At 34.3% G+C, this 21792-nt stretch carries 20 protein-coding genes and 1 pseudogene; 17 read left to right on the top strand and 4 right to left on the bottom strand.

The features are described 5' to 3' along the window. Nucleotides 1–318 precede the first annotated feature (318 nt). Nucleotides 319–906, top strand: a complete 588-nt coding sequence (locus CLOLE_RS13570; RefSeq protein ID WP_013657699.1) for a hypothetical protein — start codon at nucleotides 319–321, stop codon at nucleotides 904–906. A gap of 78 nt (nucleotides 907–984) precedes the next feature. Here the strand turns inward: CLOLE_RS13570 and hcp are convergent, their stop codons facing one another. The 3 genes from hcp to CLOLE_RS13555 all read right to left on the bottom strand — a co-directional run bounded on the left by hcp (nucleotide 985) and on the right by CLOLE_RS13555 (nucleotide 4494). Continuing rightward, a complete protein-coding gene (gene hcp, locus CLOLE_RS13565) occupies nucleotides 985–2640 on the bottom strand; it encodes a hydroxylamine reductase (protein ID WP_013657698.1) in 1656 nt (551 codons plus the stop codon). Nucleotides 2641–2770: 130 nt separating this feature from the next. Then, nucleotides 2771–3838 carry an iron-containing alcohol dehydrogenase family protein gene (locus CLOLE_RS13560; RefSeq protein ID WP_013657697.1) on the bottom strand — a complete coding sequence of 356 codons (1068 nt, stop codon included), beginning with the start codon at nucleotides 3836–3838 and terminating at the stop codon, nucleotides 2771–2773. Continuing rightward, nucleotides 3835–4494: an MtnX-like HAD-IB family phosphatase gene (locus tag CLOLE_RS13555; RefSeq protein ID WP_157864067.1), complete on the bottom strand. Its 660-nt coding sequence runs from the start codon at nucleotides 4492–4494 to the stop codon at nucleotides 3835–3837. Before CLOLE_RS13555 ends, CLOLE_RS13560 begins: the two co-directional genes overlap by 4 nt. A 271-nt stretch (nucleotides 4495–4765) precedes the next feature. On the opposite strand from CLOLE_RS13555, the gene mscL reads away from it, so the two are divergent. The 16 genes and pseudogenes from mscL to CLOLE_RS13480 all read left to right on the top strand — a co-directional run bounded on the left by mscL (nucleotide 4766) and on the right by CLOLE_RS13480 (nucleotide 20722). Beyond that, nucleotides 4766–5191, top strand: coding sequence for a large conductance mechanosensitive channel protein MscL (mscL, locus tag CLOLE_RS13550; RefSeq protein WP_013657695.1), 426 nt, complete (start codon nucleotides 4766–4768; stop codon nucleotides 5189–5191). 139 nt (nucleotides 5192–5330) lie between these two features. Beyond that, complete coding sequence (locus tag CLOLE_RS13545; RefSeq protein WP_013657694.1) at nucleotides 5331–6260, top strand: DMT family transporter; 930 nt, start codon at nucleotides 5331–5333, stop codon at nucleotides 6258–6260. Nucleotides 6261–6460: 200 nt separating this feature from the next. Continuing rightward, on the top strand, nucleotides 6461–10129 hold the full coding sequence (metH, locus tag CLOLE_RS13540; RefSeq protein ID WP_013657693.1) for a methionine synthase: 3669 nt from the start codon (nucleotides 6461–6463) through the stop codon (nucleotides 10127–10129). Between the two features lie 320 nt (nucleotides 10130–10449). Continuing rightward, nucleotides 10450–11253, top strand: coding sequence for a hypothetical protein (locus CLOLE_RS13535; protein ID WP_013657692.1), 804 nt, complete (start codon nucleotides 10450–10452; stop codon nucleotides 11251–11253). A 12-nt stretch (nucleotides 11254–11265) separates the two neighbouring features. After that, nucleotides 11266–12396 carry an ATP-binding protein gene (locus CLOLE_RS13530; protein WP_013657691.1) on the top strand — a complete coding sequence of 377 codons (1131 nt, stop codon included), beginning with the start codon at nucleotides 11266–11268 and terminating at the stop codon, nucleotides 12394–12396. A gap of 3 nt (nucleotides 12397–12399) precedes the next feature. Next, a complete protein-coding gene (locus tag CLOLE_RS13525; protein ID WP_013657690.1) occupies nucleotides 12400–13809 on the top strand; it encodes a vWA domain-containing protein in 1410 nt (469 codons plus the stop codon). Nucleotides 13810–13947: 138 nt separating this feature from the next. Further along, nucleotides 13948–14046, top strand: a pseudogene (locus tag CLOLE_RS24055) (VWA domain-containing protein); the annotation flags it as partial. Nucleotides 14047–14130: 84 nt separating this feature from the next. Next, nucleotides 14131–14616: a thiol peroxidase gene (gene tpx, locus CLOLE_RS13520; protein ID WP_013657689.1), complete on the top strand. Its 486-nt coding sequence runs from the start codon at nucleotides 14131–14133 to the stop codon at nucleotides 14614–14616. A 162-nt stretch (nucleotides 14617–14778) separates the two neighbouring features. After that, a complete protein-coding gene (locus CLOLE_RS13515; RefSeq protein ID WP_013657688.1) occupies nucleotides 14779–15561 on the top strand; it encodes a GNAT family N-acetyltransferase in 783 nt (260 codons plus the stop codon). Between the two features lie 112 nt (nucleotides 15562–15673). Then, nucleotides 15674–16660 carry a tRNA epoxyqueuosine(34) reductase QueG gene (gene queG, locus CLOLE_RS13510; protein ID WP_330369265.1) on the top strand — a complete coding sequence of 329 codons (987 nt, stop codon included), beginning with the start codon at nucleotides 15674–15676 and terminating at the stop codon, nucleotides 16658–16660. A gap of 150 nt (nucleotides 16661–16810) precedes the next feature. After that, nucleotides 16811–17080: a hypothetical protein gene (locus CLOLE_RS13505; protein ID WP_013657686.1), complete on the top strand. Its 270-nt coding sequence runs from the start codon at nucleotides 16811–16813 to the stop codon at nucleotides 17078–17080. Between the two features lie 186 nt (nucleotides 17081–17266). Continuing rightward, a complete protein-coding gene (locus tag CLOLE_RS13500; protein WP_013657685.1) occupies nucleotides 17267–17887 on the top strand; it encodes a PH domain-containing protein in 621 nt (206 codons plus the stop codon). Nucleotides 17888–18047: 160 nt separating this feature from the next. Further along, nucleotides 18048–18422, top strand: coding sequence for a CidA/LrgA family protein (locus tag CLOLE_RS13495; protein WP_013657684.1), 375 nt, complete (start codon nucleotides 18048–18050; stop codon nucleotides 18420–18422). Further along, nucleotides 18403–19095, top strand: coding sequence for an LrgB family protein (locus tag CLOLE_RS13490; protein ID WP_041713014.1), 693 nt, complete (start codon nucleotides 18403–18405; stop codon nucleotides 19093–19095). Before CLOLE_RS13495 ends, CLOLE_RS13490 begins: the two co-directional genes overlap by 20 nt. Nucleotides 19096–19140: 45 nt before the next feature. Next, nucleotides 19141–19803: a FadR/GntR family transcriptional regulator gene (locus tag CLOLE_RS13485; protein WP_013657682.1), complete on the top strand. Its 663-nt coding sequence runs from the start codon at nucleotides 19141–19143 to the stop codon at nucleotides 19801–19803. 70 nt (nucleotides 19804–19873) lie between these two features. Next, nucleotides 19874–20722 (top strand): mechanosensitive ion channel family protein, encoded by an 849-nt coding sequence (locus tag CLOLE_RS13480; protein ID WP_050794686.1) that lies wholly within the window; start codon nucleotides 19874–19876, stop codon nucleotides 20720–20722. Nucleotides 20723–20784: 62 nt separating this feature from the next. Here CLOLE_RS13480 and CLOLE_RS13475 read toward each other — a convergent pair whose 3' ends face one another. Further along, a complete protein-coding gene (locus CLOLE_RS13475; RefSeq protein ID WP_013657680.1) occupies nucleotides 20785–21726 on the bottom strand; it encodes a LysR family transcriptional regulator in 942 nt (313 codons plus the stop codon). Nucleotides 21727–21792: the final 66 nt, after the last annotated feature.

The following is a 21792-nucleotide window of genomic DNA, read 5'->3' as shown; positions in this document are numbered from 1 at the left end:
GAAATAAGTAGGCTACTTATTAGATAATTTAAAATGATGGAGAAAATTAAACTTAGGACAGCATATCATATGAACATTACTCAGATGATTTAAGCCGAATTATAGAAGCTTTTAAGATAACAAATTAGTCTTATTATAGTAGAGGGTTTATTAGAGAACATTGAAATGAATTCCCACATTAATATGAGGCGTTCATTAAGTAGATTGAAGCTACGGTAGAATAGTAGGTATGAAGAAGTGACAGATATACAATAAACATATCAATAAAATAATCTATATGATATAATAATTATTATTATATATCGAAAGGAGATTGATATGAGTAGTAAAGTAGCTTTAGTTTATGATAATGGAGAATATAATGTAGTTGTTAACGAAACAGTTATTTATACAGATAAGAAAATAGAGGATGCTTATAAGGAGTTCGAAAAAATAGTTAAAAACAACAGAAGTATGCAGGATACAAGCTGGGAAAGTATAAGTGACCATGCAAAATCTCTGCAGCTAGATGGATTAGAGGTAGAGGAGGTATACAAGAATATCAGTTTTAGAAATCTCAAGTACTTTCATAACACAGGAAAATTATTTGATACAGGAAGAGGAGAAATGTTTCCGTTGAATGGGGGATATCGTTTATTAAGCTTCATCCTTAAACTAACAGCAGATCAAAAATTAGAAGAGAGTGACGCTTTACTTGAAATTTGTAGAGAAGCCATGAAAAAAGCAATAACTTATAGAGTTACAGAATTTAGCTTTATTTTAACAAGTCCGATCTTTAACTATGGAAATGTAGAATACAATTTTTATACAAAGTCAATGCATAAAGGCACTTCTTGCGATCCTACAAGTTTTGAGACATTTAAAAATTATGTATTAGAAATCATTAAAGGACAAATATGTGAGTAAGTAGTGATGCTAGCCATAAACGCCTGAGTCTCTGAACATTTAATCAGAAACTCAGGCGTTTAATAAGTTAAGAAAAAGTTATAAGCATTGCTTTAAACAAGTTTTTAAATCATCATCAGGAGTACTAATAGGTGTTAAATTAAATGTATCTACAAGATATTGTAAGACCTTAGGACTGATAAAAGCAGGAAGGCTTGGTCCTAAGTAGATATTTTTAACACCTAATGAAAGAAGAGCTAGTAGGTCAGCAACAGCCTTTTGTTCATACCAAGATAAAATGACAGAAAGAGGTAAGCCATTGACATCTGTTTCAAAAGCATCGGCTAAGCCAGTAGCGATAGCAACAGCAGAATAAACATCATTACATTGACCGACGTCTAACAACCTTGGAAGACCTGCTACTGTTCCAAAATCTAATTTATTAAAGCGATATTTACCACAAGCTAAGGTTAAGATAATACAATCCTCTGGTACAATTTTAGCGAAATCAGTATAGTAGTTTCTTCCAGGTCTAGCACCATCACAGCCACCTATCACAAAGAAGTGCCTAATCTGACCAGACTTAACGGCGTTAACGATAGTTTCTGCATGGGAGAGGGTAGCATGGTGACCAAAGCCTACTAAAATTTCATGTGGTTCTTGATCTTCTTTGAAACCACCAAGTTCAAGGGCTTTTTCAATAATAGGAGTAAAGTCCTTTGTACCATCGGGAAGTTTAGGAATAAATGTCACACCATCCCAGCCCACTGTATTAGTCGTAAAAATTCTATCCTTATAAGTTTCACGAGGTCGCATCAAACAGTTAGTGGTCATGAGAATGCAGCCAGGAATACCATCAAATTGGGGTTGTTGATCCTGCCAAGCACCACCATAGTTACCTACTAGATGTTTAAATTTCTTAAGTTCGGGATAACCATGTGCAGGAAGCATTTCACCATGTGTATAAATGTTAATGCCTGTCCCTTCAGTTTGTTCAAGTAGCATATAAAGATCCTTTAGGTCGTGGCCTGAAACAATAATAAAGGGTCCTTTTTGGATATGCACATTTACCTTATGAGGAGAGGGGTTTTTGAAAGATTGAGTGTTAGCATCATCAAGGGTTTTCATGACTTCAATGCTCATCTCTCCTGTACGCATGACCCATCTAATCATTTCGTCTACAGAAATATCATCTTTTGTAGCTATTTCTAAAGCCCTCAAGTAGAAATGGTCTACTTGATCACTCCAATAATTGAGAAAACGTGCTTGATGGCCATAGGCACTGATTCCTTTAAGGCCATAGATAATGGTTTGTCTTAAAGAACGAATGTCTTCATGTAAATCCTTATCAAACATAATCCCTGCACGTTTTGCATCTTCAAGCATTTGTTCTCTAGTTTGGCTTAGGTTATAAGTAGCAAATTCAGGATAGCTGATATTAGCAGGTGCCTTTTGTCTAAGACGTTCTTTAATTTCTTGAGATTTTTTTAAAAGTTCTACATGAGCATCTGCATCGAAGTTAACATTAGTTAATGTTGTAAAAAGAGAGTTCTCTACAAACTTAATAATATCTTTATCAATCATTTCTCCTTTTTCAATAAGTGGAACAGCATAACAACTAATACCTTTTAATTGATAGATAAGTAAATCTTGCAGATTAGCTACTTCAGGGGTCTTACCACAAACACCTATTTTAGTACAACCTTTGCCACCAACAGTTTGTTCACATTGATAGCAAAACATTGGATAATCCATTACGCTAGCCTCCTTAGACGATTTCATTTTAGTGTCAATACTATATTACCCTTAATAAAAACTTATTATTCAGATAGTATTCATCGTAAGGAGGCATTTATAATACGTTTGGCTAGATATGAGTAGAGGGTTATTCACATAGAATTTGCTGAAAGATCGGGTCATTTAAGAGAAGTAGCTTAGCCTCAGTTCGGTATTTTTCTTCATGAATGAAGGTGTGGCGATTAGGTTTAATAGTAGGGGCTAGATCTATAGCTTTTTCAAGGTCTTTTCTTTTGAGTTGTAAGGTTTTAGCGTAAGACCAAAAGCCTGTATCTGTTAGTACCGTATGAATGCGTTGCCATCTATGGTTTTGAACTTTGCTCATAAGGTAGGTGGCAATGCCTACTTGGATGCCGTGGAGCAAAGGGACATCCATAAGCTTATCAAGAGCATGAGAAATTAAGTGTTCACTGCCGCTTGAGGGCGCACTATTGCCTGCCATCTCATTGGCAATGCCGCTCATAGCAAGAGAATCTACCAATTCTTTTAAAAATAAATCATCTTTGATACTTGTAAAGGGGGTACGTACAAAGCTATTAACAGCCTTTTTAGCAATCATATAAGCAAAGTCATCTAAGGTGCTATAGCCTTGTTGATGCTCGTAGAGCCAGTCGTATAAAGCTGTGATTTTAGAAATGAGGTCGCCAATACCTGAATAAATGAAGGGGTCCGGAGCACTTTTGATCACATTTGTATCAATGATAATACCATAGGCTAGCCTAGCAGGGACAGAAGTTCTTTTCCCATTGACTAGAAGAGAAGCACTAGAGCTTGAGAAACCATCACTAGAAGCAGAAGTAGGCACACTAATAAAAGGAATTTTTCTAAGAAAGGCGGCATATTTGGCGACGTCTATGACTTTTCCACCGCCTATGCCAATAATGGCATCTGTTTTACTACTGATGCTAAAAGCAAGCTTTACAATAGCATCTATATCAGTAGTATCAAGTTCTTCAGAGTGAAGAAGCGTAATAGCATTTTGGTGAAGAGAATCAAAAACTGTATCACCAAATAAACGGATTAGTCCATTGCCGAAATAAATAACAACTTGATCGAAATGGTTTTCCTTTAAAAATACGCCTATTTCATTAAGCGTTCCTTTACCTACTTTAAGTAAAGAGGGAATGGAGATACGATGAGCTTGTGGCTGATTCACTTTAACACCCCGTTTTCTATAAGAGTAGTGGTTACATCTTTAAAGCTTTTTATAGGTACAAAGTTAACACCTTCTGATTGTAGCATTTCTTGAAGACCACCCTTGGCAAAAGCTAGATCAGCTAACTTACAGGGCAAAATATCAGGGGCACTATCACCTGCATAGTAAACATGCGCATACTGTTTTTTAAAATCCAGAACCACTTTAGCTTTATCAATACCATATCTTTCGGAGTAGTAGAGACTGCTTTCATCTATTTGTAGATGGATGCCTTTATCTTTATAAATACCTGGGTTGGAGTAGACTTTTACATCTGATAAGCCTTTTTCCTTAAGGAGTAGGTTAATATAATAGCTAGTACCAGCACTTAAAATAATAAACTCCCCTCCATTTTCACGAACCTTTTGAATGAATTCAGTAGCTGATTCATCCCATTCGATACGAAGAATATCCTCAAGAATCTCAGCTTCTTCACGATTGATAGTACTATAGATTTGACCTAAGAAATCTTTATCTAGATGAAGGCCTTGGCGCCACTCCTTATAAAGTTTTTGGCCCGCTTCACCTAAATAATCATCAATGATCATTTGATAAAAATCTTTTTCTGTCAGTGTACCGTCAAAATCCGAAATAAAAACAAATTTACCATGAGACATCATGTTTACCTCCTTATTATAGAAATGAAGTATATAGAGTCATTTTTCATATAAATATCTGGTTTTATACCTGGGTAAAATGCACAAAAGAATAAAGATTTAGTGTTAGCTTATGATTTAACTATTATATCATGAAAGGAACTTAATGAAGTAAGATTAAAGCAGCCACGCATATATTTTTTATTTCGTGAATTGTTACTTGTAAAAAAACCAAATGTGGCTATATAATAGATGAAGAACATTTTTCAAGAGATAAAGGAGAAGTTCAAAGATGAAAAAATTTCTTAATGAGTTTAGAACATTTGCTCTTAGAGGGAATGTATTAGATTTAGCAGTAGGTGTTATTATTGGAGGTGCTTTTCAAGGGATCGTTAAATCTTTAGTTGATGATGTGATTTCACCTATCATAGGATTATTTGCCAAAAAAGATTTTAGTGCTTTAGTCATAACAATTGCAGATGTAAACATCCGCTATGGGGCTTTTATAACAGCCATCATTAATTTTATTATTATGGCATTTTTAATTTTCCTATTAGTAAAAGGAATGAACAGATTAAGTACTATTGGGACTAGAAAAGCAGAGGAGCCAGCAAAAGAAGTAACGACAAAAGAATGCCCATTTTGCTATAGCCAAATATCTATTAAAGCAACACGCTGTTCACACTGTACATCTATTTTAGAAGAAGAACAAGCTTAATAAATGACCCCTTCAATTTCTGATAGTTTTATTAGAATTTAAGGGGTTATTTTGATAAGTATCATTTGAAGTAGCTTAAAACATATAGGAAGTGGGTCGTTTATAAGTACATAAAGGATAACTAGAAAGAGTGGGGAAGATGAAGAAAAATAAAGAACAGTTGATGCAAAAGACGATAGTCGTTTGGCTAGGAGCACTTTTATGCTGCGCCTTATGGGGAAGTGCTTTTCCATGCATTAAAATAGGGTATCAATTATTTCAAATTGAATCAGAGCAAACAGCCACCCAAATTCTTTTTGCAGGCTGCCGTTTTGCACTAGCAGGCATTTTAGCACTTGTTATTGGAAGTTTAGTAAAAGGTAAAATCCTAGTGCCTAAGAAGCAGTCTTATGGAAAAATAGTGACGCTTTGTATGTTTCAAACTGTGGCACAGTATGTTTTTTTCTATATTGGACTTGCGAATACAAGCGGTGTGAAGGCTTCTATAATTGAAGCAGTTAATGTATTTGTAGCTATTTTTATAGCAAGCCTTTGCTTTCATCAAGAGAAGCTTACTACTAGAAAAGTAATGGGAAGTATTATTGGCTTTTTAGGGGTTATATTGGTTAACCTAACAGGAAGTGAAATAAATACCCATTTTTCATTTGTTGGTGAAGGGTTTATCTTTTTATCAACAGTAGCTTATGCTTTTTCTTCAGTTCTTATGAAAAGCTATTCTACAGAAGAAGATCCTGTTTGTTTAAGCGGTTATCAGTTTTTAATAGGTGGCGTATTAATGATTTTATTTGGAGTAGCTATGGGAGGACGTATGACAGTTATGACAGCAGGAGGAGCAGCAATGCTTATCTATTTAGCATTAGTTTCAGCCATCGCTTATTCTGTATGGGGTATCCTTCTCAAGTATAATCCTATTTCTAAAGTAGCTGTATTTGGCTTTATGAATCCGGTATTTGGCGTATTATTATCGGCTATGCTTTTAAAGGAATACCAAATGATAGGATTAATGAGTATCATTTCATTAATTTTAGTTTGCTTAGGTATTTATATTGTTAATAAGGAAAAGAGCTAATTTTATGAAGAGAACCCTTGAGTTATCAAATGAAGTAACTCTGGGTTCTTTTTGGTAGTTAGTGAGGATAAAAAAGTCTTATTGGATAATATAATTATTTAATAATAATAATTGTTAAATGTGTCTTAAAGAGCTATAATAAGATTTAACAAACAAAGTGTTATCGGAATAGAGGATATTGATTGTATGGGAGATATAAGATGGATAAAAATGAACTCATTTCTATATTAAAACAACGTATTTTAGTCCTTGATGGTGCTATGGGGACAAGCATTCAAGGCTATCAATTAACAGAAGAAGATTATCGCAGCGAACGCTTTAAAACGTTTCATCGTGATCAAAAGGGAAATAATGATTTATTATCATTAACAAAGCCGGAAGTAATTAAAAAGATTCACAGGAGCTTCTTAAAAGCAGGAGCCGATATGATTGAAACCAATACGTTTAATGCGACGGTTATTTCTCAGGCGGATTATGACTTAGGAGAGCTAATATATGAATTAAACTATGAGTCAGCTCGCATAGCCAGAGAGGTTGCGGATGAGATGACTAAAAAAGAGCCTCATAAGCCTAGGTTTGTAGCAGGTGCTATTGGGCCTACTAATAAAACAGCTTCATTATCACCAGATGTAGAAAATCCAGGTTTTAGAAATATTAGCTTTGATGAATTGGTATCAGCTTACAGTGAGCAAATCGCTGGTTTAATAGCAGGAGGTGTAGATTGTCTTTTAATTGAAACCATATTTGACACGTTGAATGCTAGAGCTGCAATTGTTGCAGCACAAGAGGTTTATGAAGCTCAAAATATGACTTTACCCATTATGATTTCAGGAACTTTAACGGACAAGTCAGGAAGGACACTTTCCGGACAAAAACTAGAGGCCTTCGCTCAGTCAGTTAGAAATGAGCATGTTATTTCTATCGGGTTAAATTGCTCCTTTGGTGGTGCTGATTTAATGCCATTTATTAAAGAACTGTCAAAAACTCAAAATTTATATGTATCAGTTTATCCTAATGCAGGGTTACCTAATGTTCTAGGGGCATATGATGAAGCACCCTATATGACAGCTCAGTATATTGAAGCATTAGCCAAGGGACAATATGTCAACATAGTAGGGGGCTGCTGTGGTACCACACCAGAGCATATTGCAGCCATTGCAAAATGTGTGGAAGGTGTAAAACCAAGAACCATACCTACTTTACCTAAAGAAAGTATCTACTGTGGATTAGAGACAGTAAAAAGTCATAAAGCTAATAACTTTATTAACATTGGTGAAAGAACAAATGTAGCAGGTTCAGCCAAGTTTGCAAGGTTGATTCGCGAAAGGAACTATGAGGAAGCTTTATTAATTGCCAAAGAGCAAGTGGAAAATGGAGCTCAAATTATAGATGTTAATTTTGATGATGGTCTTTTAAATAGTGAAGAAGAAATGGCTTATTTTTTAAAGCTGATTGCATCAGAACCAGATATTGCATCAAAACCTATCATGATAGATTCTTCAAAATGGTCGGTCATTGAAGCAGGACTTAAAAGTATTCAGGGTAAGCCCATTGTCAATTCCATTTCCTTAAAAAACGGAGAAGAGGAATTCTTAGAGCATGCTAAGGTAGTGAAAGCTTTTGGCGCAGCTGTGGTGGTGATGGCCTTTGATGAAAGAGGGCAGGCGGATACTTTTGAAAGAAAAATAGAAATTTGTGAAAGAGCCTATCGCTTGCTAGTAGACACGCTTCATTTTCCACCTGAAGATATTATTTTTGATCCTAATATCTTAGCCATTGCTACAGGAATGGAAGAACATAATCATTATGCTGCTTACTATATTGAAGCAACGAGGTGGATTAAAGAGCACTTACCTTATGCTAAGGTTTCAGGTGGAGTTTCTAATTTGTCTTTTTCTTTTAGAGGAAATAATGTCATCAGAGAAGCCATGCATTCTGTCTTTTTATATCATGCTATTGAAGCGGGTATGGATATGGGAATTGTTAATCCTGGCATGATTCAGATTTATGATGATATTCAGAAGGCGCTGCTAGAACTTGTAGAAGATGTGATTTTTAATAAACGAGAAGATGCAGCAGAAAGATTATTAGAACAAGCAGAAAACTATAAACAAGACCAGGATAAGGTAACTATCCAACAAAATGAGTGGAGACAGTGGCAATTAGATGATAGATTAAGCTATGCTTTGGTTAAAGGAACGACGGAGTTTATAGAAGACGATTTGGCAGAGGCCGTTACAGTTTATCCTAAAGCATTACACATTATAGAAGGACCTTTGATGGCTGGGATGACCAAGGTTGGGGATTTATTTGGAGAAGGTAAAATGTTTCTTCCTCAAGTGGTTAAATCAGCAAGGGTGATGAAAAAAGCAGTAGGTTTTTTACTACCCTATATGGAAAAGGATAAAGAAGAAGGGGCATCTCATAAAGCAGGAAAAATCTTAATAGCAACAGTTAAGGGAGATGTTCACGATATTGGTAAAAATATTGTAGGTGTTGTCTTAGCATGTAACAACTTTGAGATTATAGACTTAGGTGTTATGACACCTTGTGAAACCATTTTAGATACAGCTATTAAAGAAAAGGTAGATATCATTGGCTTAAGTGGTCTAATTACGCCTTCTTTAGATGAAATGGCCCATGTAGCAGAAGAGATGGAAAGAAGAGGAATGACTATACCACTGATTATAGGAGGAGCAACGACTTCTAAGCTCCATACAGCTTTAAAAATCGCTCCACACTATAGCGGCCCTACTGTTTATGGATATGATGCTTCTAAAACCGTAGAAATCTGCAAAAAACTTTTAGGAAAAGAAAAGGAAGTATTTGTTGCTGAAGTTAAGAAGGAATATGAAGAAAAGAGACAAAGCTATGGAAGTGTGCCTAAGAAATTAGTAAGTTTAGAGGAAGCTAGAAGTAAAAAACTGAAAATAGATTGGGAACATAGAGCTATTTCTGAGCCGACCTTTAAAGGAATCAAGACCATAGATCATTATACAATTAGAGATCTAAGGCCTTATATTGACTGGACCTTCTTCTTTATTGGATGGGAAATGAAAAAATTGTATCCGGCTATTTTAGAAGATGAGGTATATGGCGAAGCAGCACGTCAGCTTTTTGAAGATGCCAATAAAATGTTAGATGTATTAGCGTCTGAGAAAATAATTGACCTTAGAGGCGTATTAGGCCTATTTAAAGCTAACTCAGTTGAAGATGATATCGAACTTTATCATCAAGATGGCACTCTAGCGGCTACCTTTAATTGCATCAGACAGCAAAAGCTACAAAATCAAGATCAATATCTTTGTTTATCAGATTTTATCAGCCCTAAAGCACTAGGCAAAGAAGATTATATAGGCGGTTTTATTGTAACAGCTGGATTAGGTGCAGAAGCTTATGCAAATGAACTTAAAGCAAAGGGAGATGAGTATGGCGCAATCATGGTTAAACTACTTTGCGACCGTTTAGCAGAAGCCTTTGCTGAAAAACTTCATCAAGATGTACGTCAAAATGATTGGGGCTATGCAAAAGATGAACAGCTAGGGATAAACGATTTATTAAAGGGAAAATATAGAGGCATTAGACCGGCCTTTGGATATCCTTCATTGATAGATCAAAGTCAGATGCAAAAACTCTTTGATTTATTAGAGGGAGAGAAGATAACGGGAGTAAGCCTAACAGAAAGCTTTATGATGAATCCAGTCGCTTCTGTATGTGGCTTATATTTTGCATCAGAAGACGCCAAATACTTTGATGCTATGTTATTAGATAGAGACCAAGTACAAAACTACGCTACTAGGTGTCAATTAAGCACGGCAGTGATTGAAAAAAGGTTAGCACGTTATTTGGCATATGGTCTAGAGATTTAAGAGGATGAATCTTAAATTGAAGTAAAGCTTTTGATAATGGCTATAAAGGTTTCGTTCATTAAGAGCGAGAGTATCATATAATGAATCATAAAAACAGCGAGATTGAATAAGACAATCTAGAACACTGTATAGAAGTACAGTATGCTAGCAATAAAAGTAATTTGAGTAAAAATGTAAATGGTTCCTAATAAAAGTAGAACCAATGTCATAGATAAACCTACGAATTTCTGGTAAGCTAGATAGAATTCGTAGGTTATTTTCATGAGACAGAAAACATTCATTTTCTTATTTGCGGTAAGGAATAGAAAGAAGGGAATGTTATGGAAGAAGCAAAATATATGCAGGCAATAGAAGCTAATCCTTCTATTATTAAAATGATTCCTCATCCTACAGAAGAGATGAAGTTATTTGCACTTAAAAAAGAGGGGTTAGTACTAGAATATATAGACAGTCCAACAAAAGAAATGGAAGAGTTAGCTATAGATAGCAATCCAAGAGCTATTAAATTTGTAAGTGACCCAACAGAAGAGATGATGATAAAGGCCGTTAACAAAGGCTGGAATACCTTAGAATATATTAAAAATCCAACAGAAAAGGTCTTAGAATTGGCCGTTAATCAAGCTGGATGGGCAATTCAATATGCTAAAAATCCAAGTATAGAAATGCAATTGTTGGCAGTTAGGAAAAATTACGATGCCATCAAATATATCAAAGAACCAGATGAAAGGGTACAGGAAGCAGCAGTCAAAATAAGTTATGATGCACTTAGGTATATCCATTCACCTAGTCTGCAGATAGAGATGATGGCTATTAAGGAAAATGAAGCAGCTATTAGCTTTATCACTTCATTAGATAAACAGAAAATGCTAGCGTTTTTAAAAGTTAATATTTTGGTGGTTAAGTACATTATCAACCAAATAACTAAAGAAGAACTAGAGGGCGTATTAAAAGAAGTATTATCAAATGAAGAAGTTGAAGAAAAATATGTAAGAGACTTTTTAAATTGTAGTACCATAGATAAATATTGCAGTAGACAACATATGGATAAGATGCTACTCATTTACCAATATGGCAGCAAAACAGCGAAAAAAATAGCAGTAGATGAAAAGCTAAAGAGACGATAGAGGAGGGACAAAATGAATTTTGTAGAAACGCTAAAAAGTGTAGAATTAGTACTAGCTACAAGGGAAGTGCCTTTGGTAGTTGGTGAAAGTGGTATAGGAAAAACAGCTTTAGCCAAGGCGCTTGCTAAAGAAAAAGAGTGGAGTTTAATCGTTATTGATGGTAACCTCCTTAAAGAAGGTGAGATAGGTGGTCTTCCAACGGTAGAATCTTATAGCAGTATGGATGTTAATGGCAATCAGGTAGAAAAGAAAATGACTGTCTATGCCGTTCATAATAAGCTAAGAGAAATTGATAAAGAAATAGCTGAGGGTAAGACAGTTCTTTTATTTATAGATGAAATTAATCGCTGTGAGCATACAGTGCAGCAAGAACTTATGAATTTAATACTAAATAGAGAAATCAATGGCTACCAGCTACATGATGAGGTTAAAATTTTAGCAGCCATGAATCCATCTAGTAAATATGGATCGGATTTTGATTATCAAGTGGTTGATATGGACCCAGCCCAAGAAAATAGATTTGTATGGTTAAACATGGAAAGTGACTATATCCAGTGGTTAAAATGGGCAATAGATACAGGCATTGAGCAAAAGGTAATAGGGTTTATCTCAACCTTTCCAGAGTACTTGAATAAAAATAATGAGGATGATATTAGAGCAACACCTAGAAGCTATGAAAGAATCTCTAAAAGCTATCAGATTTATAAAGAGCAAAAAGAAATCATTCCTAGATCAGTGTTTTTAAACGTCATTAAAGGAAACGTTGGGAAGGTAATAGCAGAAGAATTTCTTAGTTTTGTTGAAGCTGATTATAGCCCACTCATAGGGTATGAAGATGTGTTTTTAGGAGAAGCCCTTAGTGCAGCTTTAATAGAGAGAGTTAAGAATGAAAGTCATACAAGACTTTACTTATCAGCAATCAACATTTTAAAGCAGTTAGAGTCATATATGAAAGCTCATGAAGATGAGTCAAAGGATAAGATGAATAGATTAATGGATTTTTTAAAAGCTTATCCTGTAGACTTAATGGTGGCCATTATGAAGGATATGAAGGAAAGTTATGCTGAAGTATACAAAAATGCTTTAGACAATGAGGCTTTTGTAGAGGCCTATTTTTCAGCATATAGCTTAATAAGGGGATAGCTTATGGAAAGTCATTTTGATAGTCAGGTAAAACAGCTTTATGAAAAATCCAAGGAAATTGTTAATACAACAGATATGTTAAAGTCAAACCGCGCTGGTGAGAAATGGGAACCAGTTTGGCCTCAGGACTTTAAACGTGACTTCTTTAACCTAGTAGATCAAGTAAGCTTAAGTTTAATGCAGGATAATGATGATTTTTATGGCTATTTCTTGATACAAATGGCAAGAGAAATAAGAGTAGACATGAGTAGCCCAACTGGGGTGAATTTTAAAGGGGCTAGGTATGTGATTTATTTTAACCCCATTATTTTCTTAACCCTCACTCTTAAACAAATGGAAAGCGTCATTAAGCATGAAATTTTTCATATCATTTCCATGCATTTAACGAGAGCAAAGGCATTAAAAGGCAGATATAGTACACTTGCCATTAATATGGCTATGGATGTAGTTGTTAACCAATTTTTAGAGTATCTGCCACCTTATGCTACAACATTAGAGTCGGTGAATTTACATTACAATTTAAAACTGAAACCCTATGAAACCTTTGAATATTATGTAGAGAAACTTCAAACTGAATTTGATTTGCAAGAGGAAGATGAGGAGGGAGAAGAAAACGACGCTAATGAAAATGAGGATTTAAAAACGGCATATAATCCTGAGAAAACACATGATATGTGGGGAGAGTCTGATGAGATAGAGGAGCAAACCATTAAAGAATTTACAGAGAAGTTTATAAATAATGCTCTTAAAGGAAAAATACCAGCTTACTTAGAGGATATGATTGCCGCTCTTAAAAATAGTAAGGGAGAATTACCTTGGAACTTATATTTAAGTAGACTAATGGGAACTGTTGAAAGTAACAAGAAGAAGGTCATCACAAGGCGAAGTAGAAGACAGCCCGAAAGACTAGATTTAAGAGGAAACCTCAGAAGTCATAAAGCAGAAATAGCAGTTGCGATTGATATTAGTGGTAGTATAAGTGATGAAGAATTCAAGCAGGCTATTAAGGAAGTACTTCATATCGTTAAGAATTATAATCACGAAATCACGATCATTGAATGTGATAATCAGGTCAGACGTGCATATAAAGTCAGATCCATTAAGGATATACAAGATAGAATAGCTGTAGGTGGAGGAACTCAATTCACCCCTGTTTTTGAATATGCCAATAAGAAAAAGATTAATTTACTAATCTATTTTACTGATGGCAAAGGTGAAGACAAACTAAAGGTTCTCCCTAGAGGGTATAAAGTACTGTGGGTCATCTCAGGAAGAGGAGATGAACTATCATTAAAAGAGCCTTATGGCATAGTAAAAAAACTAAAAAAGATAGAAGTAAAAGATGTGACTCTAGAAATGAGTGATGTGAGAAGTGATGGGTATTCCATGAATAATCAAGCACCTACTATTTAGTAGTATACAAGACTACTTTAGAAGTATATAATAAGATTAATATAAGACTAATCCTTGAGGCAGATTAATAAATAGCTCAAGGATTTTTTGTTTTTAGGAAGGGAGAGTCTTATGTTAGGGTAATTATTTTTTCTATTAGACAACATTAATCAATTATCAGATGAGGCTCTTTATAATAAACTTCTTAATGAGTTTCCTGTGTGGATAAAAGTAGCTAGGCAAAAACATATGATATAAGTAGCATAATGGATGTATATATCACTAGCTTAAGTAAAAACTAAGCTATGTGTGTTATAGATTATTAATAAAGGAGGAACTAAAATGAATGTTAAATTTCAAGGAAAACCAATAACTTTGGAAGGGCACCATATAGAGGTGGGTGAACCAGCACCAGGGTTTAATGTAGTTGATGGGCAGTTACAAACCATTTCTTCAAGTGAATTAAAAGGAAAAAGAGTTTATGTAAGCGTGCCTTCTCTTGATACAGGCGTGTGTGATAGAGAAGTAAGACGCTTTAATGAGGAAGCAACTAAATTAAATGATGTAAAGGTGTATACGATTTCTATGGATTTACCTTTTGCACAAGCAAGATGGTGTGGAGCAGCAGGTATAGAGAATGTAGTCACTTTATCTGATTATAAAGATAGAAGTTTTGGTCAAAACTTTGGTACTTATATTAAAGAACTTGGTTTATTGACAAGAGCGGTATTTGTAATTGATGAAAATAACAAAGTCATTTATGTAGAGTATTGTGAAGAGGTAACAGAAGAACCTCATTATGAAGAGATACTTAAGGTATTATCTTAATAGAAAAACTAAAAATCCTTGTCCATTAGATAAATTCTAGTGTACAAGGATTTTTGATTGTGAATAAAAATTTGAGTGTTTAAATTTAATGAAAGGCATAGTAGGTTAGGGTATAATAATAATTGACTCACAGTATTGAGTGACATATGAGGGGGAATAGAAATGGCTGTATATTCAATAAAAGGAGAGCAACTAAGAAAAGTAGCACATCTTTTTGATGGATGGGAGGAAACTTTGATTTGGTCAGCACTTCAAGAATGCATGGGAAGTGTTTTTGCAGATAGTATAGAACATCCTACAGCTGCGCAAGTTGTTATTGCAGACTTTTGCTTTTTGGCCGGACAGCCTCAATTAGAGTTAGTACTTCATAATCCTAACAAGTCAAAATCGCAGTTTATTATTATGGTGCCAGAAAATGAAGCATGGGCCAAACTTATTGAAGAATCCTACGGGAGTCACGCCAAGAAAATCACAAGATATGCTATTAAAAAAGAACCAAATGTATTTGACCCATTAAGGCTTAAAACGGCTATTGAAAGTATAGGCTCAGACTATGAAATTAAATTAATAGATGAAGCCATTTATCAGCAGGCAATGGCCAGTGAATGGTCAAGGGATTTGTGCTCACAGTTTGAAAATGGTAAGGTGTATAAAGAAAAGGGATTAGGGGTAGCCGTTCTTTACAAAGGAGAGTTAGTATCAGGTGCTTCTTCTTATACAAGATATAATGAAGGGATAGAAATAGAGATTGATACCAAAACAGAGTTTAGAAGAAAGGGTTTAGCTTATGCCGCTGCGGCAAAACTAATTTTAGAGTGTATCGATAGAAATCTATATCCAAGCTGGGATGCGCAAAATAAATGGTCAGTGGCTCTTGCGGAAAAGCTAGGTTATCATTTTGATAAAGAATATACAGCTTATGAAATAAGCTTATTTGGTTTATAAAGTGTTATATGGACTTGATTTTAGTAGAGTCAGCGCGTATATTAAAAATACATTTATGTACAAGAATTATTTTAAAGGATAAGACAAGTGAGTAGTCTTACGGTGAACAATGATGTTAAAAAAGAGAATAGAAGACTTTTGTAAGTCTATAGGATTAGATACAATAGGTTTTATTCCTTGTAGGCGCTTTGATGAACTAGAGGTGTTTTATAGGGAAAGACAAAAGCTTGGTTTGCAAAATGAATTTGAAGAGCAAAATATTGAAAAACGTCTTAATCCCAATCTTTATATGAAAGAGGGAAAAACGATTATTTCTATAGCATTTCCTTATTATCATAGGGAGATAAAGGATGAGGTGGCTAATGGTTTTTCCATTTATACAAAAAGGCTAGATTATCATAGGGTTGTTAAAAAGTATTTGAATGAAATAAGTGAATACATCGAGACCTTAGGTGGTAAGGCACTAGGGTTTGTAGATAGTAATGCTTTGCCTGAAAGATACATTGCTTACTTAGCGGGACTTGGATTTATTGGAAGAAATAACATGCTGATTACAAAAAAATATGGTTCCTATGTCTTTTTAGGTGAGCTTATGACAGATTTAAAGATTGAATGTGAAGATCAGAGAAGCCAGGATGAACTAATAAAATATGCAGAGTGTGGAGCGTGCAAGGCTTGCTTAAAGGAATGTCCCACAAAGTCTATTAATATGTCAAGGAGTAATCCTAATATTTGTTTATCTTATATCACTCAAAAAAAGGAGCTTAGTGATCAAGAGATAAAGCTATTAAAAGGAAATATTTTTGGCTGTGACTTCTGTCAATTAAAATGTCCTTATAATGAAGAAGTGGCAACTAATGTTTTAGAAGAATTTCAAACACTCGTCCATATGAATGAGCCTGCTAATGTTTATGCAGGGATGGATAATTCCTATTTTAAGGAAAAAATGAGTCCGACTTCTTGCGGCTGGCGAGGAAAAAATGTGATAAGAAGAAATGCTATCATTCATATGGATCATGCTGGTTTGCCCATTGAACAATATAAAGGTGATTCTCCTTATATTAATAACTATATTGAGAGACTCACTCAAAATAAGTAGTTACTACTCAAGAAATCTCTTGAGAATTTTAGAAATGTCCTCATCTATAGCACCCTGATAACATAAATCATTTTGGTCATTGATTCAAAGAAATGATTATAATAAGATAAAATAAAAGGGTGTTAAATAGAATAAAAAAGGGGAAGTCATATGTTCAATCTATTGAAGAGAAAGGTAAATAAAAAAGCACAAAAGCAAATTGAAACACAAATAAATGACCTTCAGCTTTACTTAGAAAATAATTATAAGGACTTAGCTATTGAGGCAAGGCAAGAAGCTATTATGCTGATTGAAGGTTGCTATGAGCGTGGGGAACTTGACAACAAAAGTTATACCAAATATAAGAGCATTCTAAGTGAATATAGTAAGAAAATGGAGAACTACAATCATCAACAATTTTATAGTTCTTCCTCTCACTAGCTTAAGCCAATAATGAGATTATAAGGTTCAGCAAAGATGGACTAGAGAGCTTATTATATTCAATTGATCTAAACAGGCAGAAGTATTTATTGAGGTAATGAATCGGAATAAAGAAAAAATGAAATAATGCATATAGATATGCTATAATAAAAATATAAATGAATTTTTATAAGGGGGTAGCCAAAAATGGCAGGTGGTTTTTTAGGAAGAGTAGCAGCAGATACTTTAGGACTATCAGATATTGGTAAGATTATCTCACCTCAAGACTTTGATAAGGTAGATGGAGATGACTTTATTTTACAAGAGGATGGAGAAAAAATCTTCTTTGTTATTAAATCTAAAACAGATGAGTATGTGTTTACTAATTATGGACTTATTCATGTAGATGGGAAGTCAGCTATAGAGAAAAAAAGGCTTGTTAAACGTTATGACTTTAAATATTATAAGGTATCTCAGGTGACTTTAGAAACAGCAGGGACTATTGACTTAGATATTGAAATTAAATTCTTTATCAATGAGCAAGGCTTTAGTATTGATGTGGATAAAAATCAAATGGAATTACTTAAAAAATTATATAAATCGCTCATTGAAGTGAGTTATATTCAAAAACATAATGAAGCTCTGTTTGGAGATGGTGTCAATGGACTCAAAATGGCCAATGAAGATTTATCTAGAAACGTTATTCAAGGGGATATCGTCGATATTACAGAAAGATTAACGAATTTTAACTTAGATTGGATGGAAGCTTTAAGAAAAGAATACCATAAGCGCGACTTCTGTGAAGCTTATGAGAAATATTTAGGATAGAAAAAGAGCCTTAAATTTAGCGTTAGCTAAGTTTAAGGCTCTTTTCTATTGTATTTAGCTTTACTATGCCTTTTTTTATGTATTCATATAGTGTTGAAAAAATTAGAAATAAAGTATATAATGCTGAATTGGTAAGACCAATCAGAAAAGAGGGGACAGTATGAAGTATGTTAGGCAGTTTGGCATTATTTTAGGAATCACTTTTATTGGAGAAATACTAAATAGCATAGTACCCTTACCAATACCAGCTAGTATATATGGTTTAGTGTTGATGCTTATTTTACTAGTGACAGGTGTAATTCGTTTAGAACAGATAAAAGAGACTGGCGTATTCTTAATAGAAATTATGCCAATGATGTTTATTCCAGCAGCGGTAGGATTAATGGTATCTTGGCAGAGTCTTGAGTCCATCTTATTACAGGTAATTGTGATTACCCTAATCTCTACAGTTCTAGTCATGGTAGTAGCAGGTAAAATAACACAATGGATAGTATATAGGAAGGAAGGTCATCAGGATGAAAGAGATGTTATATAATTCTACTTTTTTAGGAGTGCTCATAAGTCTAGCGGGATATGAGCTAGGTATGATGCTTAAGAAGAAATTTAAAAAGACAATCTTTAATCCATTGTTGATTTCAATCATAGTAGTGGTTGCTTTTTTATTAATCTGTGACATTGACTACGATACCTATAATCAAGGAGCAAAATATATCAGTTATCTTCTTACACCAGCAACCGTATGTTTGGCTATTCCGCTTTATGAAGAATTAGAATTATTAAAGAAAAATGTGGCAGCTATTTTAATTGGGATTTTTTCAGGAGCTTTAACGAGTTTGACTTGCATCTTAGTAATGGCCTTTGTGTTTCATTTTAGCCACGAACAGTATGTGACTTTACTTCCTAAATCCATTACAACGGCTATTGGTATGGGTGTATCAGAAGAGCTAGGTGGAATGGTCACCATAACAGTAGCGGTCATTATTATTACAGGTATTCTAGGAAATATGATAGCAGAGACAGTTTGTAAAGTTTTTAGAATTAACCATCCGGTGGCAAAGGGAATTGCTATAGGGACCTCGGCACATGCTATTGGAACAGCAAAGGCCATAGAAATGGGAAGAATAGAAGGGGCTATGAGTAGTTTATCTATAGCTATTTCTGGCCTTTTAACAGTAGTAGGGGCTTCAATTTTTGCTACGTTTATATGAGATAATGTTTATACATAAATGAGCACATCGGCACAAGGAGACTGTATGGAAAATAAAGAATACTTTAAGGTCATTGAGTATATAAAAGAGCAAATGAAAAATGGGACAATTCAGATAGGAGGTAAGTTAGAAACAGAAAGAAAGCTTTCTGAAAAACTAGGTATTTCACGTCCTTCCATTAGAGAAGCTTTAAGAAGTATGGAGAATATCGGACTTATTGAAAGTAAACAGGGCTCAGGTAACTATTTATTAGGAAATTTTTCGAAAAACTTAACAGAATCTTTTAGTTTAATGCTTTTGATGAAACAAGTAGACTATGTGGATATTACTGAAGTAAGGAGAGCTATAGAACTAGAAGCTTATAAGATAGCTATGAGAAGTATATCTGATCAGCAATTAAAAGATATAAAAAGTTGTTTAGTGAATCCCTTAAATGAAAGATTTGAGAATGAGATTTTATTTGATAAAAACTTTCACTTTTCTATTGTTAAAGCAACAGGCAATGGGTTTATGATGAATATTGTGGAGCCATTAGCTAGTGTTTGTGAAGAATTAATAGAGGAAACCCTTAAAAAAGCAACCATAGATGAGCGAGAACAGTTAGCCCAGTACCACATGCAAATCTATTTAGGCTTAGAAGAAAAGAATTTAGAAAAAGGATTATCAGCTATTAATGCGCACTATGATCTTATCAATCAATTGCAGTAGAGAAAGTGAGAAAAGTATTATATACTAGGGGAAAGTGTCTATTAACATAGAAAGAGGGGGAGTGATTCGCGTGTGGTTATGGATTCAAGAGCAGATTATTCATTCTAATACAATGATAAATAAAATCATTTATAGTATTGTCTCATTAATCATCATCCTTATCTTAAAACAATATACACAAAAGTTAATCAAAACAGTAGGGGAGGGACAAGAAAGAAAATATAAACATAGAAAAGTATTAAGTGGCATTTATGCTGTATTGTATTTATTATGCTTGCTTATCATATGGCAGAAATCCTCAACATCTTTCTTAACTTTGTTAGGCTTTTTATCAGCTGGGTTTACTATTGCCATTCGAGATGTTTTTGTGAATCTGATAGGAGGTCTTTATATTCTATTTGCGAAACCTTTTAAAGTAGGTGAACGTATAGAAGTTGCAGGGCAAATAGGAGATGTGATCGATGTAAATCTTCTTCACTTCACCATGCTAGAGGTAGGTAATCGTATTATGCAGGAACAAAGTACAGGACGTATTTTACATATGCCTAATATGCTTGTTTTTTCAGGTCCTTTAGCTAACTATGAAACAGGATTTAAGTATATTTGGAATGAAATGACGGTTAAATTAGATTTAGCAAGTGATTTGGAGCAAGTGAAAGCTCTTTTTTATGAGATTATAGAGAAGTATAGTAGTGATTACATCGAAGAAGCTAAGAAGCAAATAGAGACTGCGAGTAAACAGTACTTAATTTGTTATAATAATCTTACACCTATTATTTATACGGAAATAAAAGATGGTGCTATGTGGCTTAGCTTACGTTACCTTTGTGAACCAAGAAAAGTAAGAGTAACAGAGAACCTGATATGGGAAGAAATTTTAAAGTGTATCCAAGACAAGGATAATATTAAACTTTTATAAGGAATACAAAGTGTGGATAAACGTAATCCCCAAGATTTTAGTTAAGGTCTTGGGGATTACGTTTATTTTGGATTTAAGCTATTTAAAGTAGAGCGTAAAACACTAATAAGAGCTAATTCATGAGATTTAAGCATATCCTTATGTGGGTAAATCATCATATCCGTAGTAGGAGAAGCAAGGCTACACTTTCTAGTGACTAAGTTATGCTTTTTAAGGGTTTCTTCAGGCATAGGACTAACCCATAAATAAGTTCCTTTAACTTGCTCAAGCAAATCGAATTGGCTACTACGGTCATAAATATAAATCCGTTTTTGAGCCGTATCCATATCGGCACCTTTTTTAATATGACTAAAAGTCAAATTAGGTTCTTGAAAGTCACCATGTAAAATTTCTATGTATTGGCCTAAGGCATGAAAAGGAATATCTTGATAATTTGCCAGTGGATGATTTTTATGTAGCATAATACACATGGCAAATTCTCCGATACACTCATACTGTAGACCTTGTTCTTTAATAAGTGCTAAAAAATAACTTTCATGGAGCTTTTGATATCGTACAATACCTAAGTCACTTTCGCCGGTAGCAACATCTTGGATAGTAGTATGGGCATTCGTTTCTTTATAGTGAATATTTAATGGCAAAGATTCTACATTTTCTTCTTTTAAAGAAGTATTTAAGAACCTTGAGAAAGCAGTAGAAATATAAGTAGCCCTAGGAACAGAAACAGCTAATTTAAAGGTTTCTTTATGATACGTTTTATAAAGGCTTTCTAACTCATCCATTTGTGAAAGAATAGTTCTGGCATACTGAAGAAATTGCTTGCCGTCGCGGGTAGGCTCTACACCTTTAGGTGTACGCTTAAAAATAGTAATGCCAATTTCAAGTTCTAGCTCTTTAATGGCCTTACTTAAATTAGGCTGTCCCATAAAAAGATTTTTAGCTGCTCGGGTAATGGAACTAGATTTCTCAACTTCAAGCACATAACGTAGTTGTTGCAAATTCATAACATCCCTCTCATTTCCTTTACGATTCTAGTAGCTGGTTATTGTAGTAAGACTGAACAGTTACAT

The organism is Cellulosilyticum lentocellum DSM 5427 (assembly GCF_000178835.2).
Lineage (GTDB): Bacteria > Bacillota > Clostridia > Lachnospirales > Cellulosilyticaceae > Cellulosilyticum > Cellulosilyticum lentocellum.
This window is presented reverse-complemented; position numbering and strand designations above follow the sequence as displayed.